Annotated in this window: 1 pseudogene; it reads right to left on the reverse strand. The window is 56.2% G+C overall.

Annotated elements, in window-relative coordinates:
- Positions 1-256 (reverse strand): annotated as a pseudogene (locus FDX22_RS32330) (hypothetical protein); the annotation flags it as partial.

The following is a 256-nucleotide window of genomic DNA, read 5'->3' on the forward strand; positions in this document are numbered from 1 at the left end:
GTGTTTTCTCCGTTGGCCATGATCTGCACGTTGTCCGCGCAGTTGGCGATTTTCGACTCTGCGCCAAAACTGGCTATCTGGGTTAAATCACCGCTGCTGGCAATACGACTTCTGTCACCCAGCGAACTGATGCGCACCCGCATACCCGTACTGGCCATTCGTGTACCGCCTCCCACACTACTGACTCGTGTGGAGTTTCCCGCGATGGCAATACGGCCACGCTCACCGGAGCTGGCAACATGAGCGTTATAACCCA

Origin of the sequence: Citrobacter sp. TBCS-14, from assembly GCF_005280805.1 — a bacterium.
Lineage (GTDB): Bacteria > Pseudomonadota > Gammaproteobacteria > Enterobacterales > Enterobacteriaceae > Citrobacter > Citrobacter gillenii.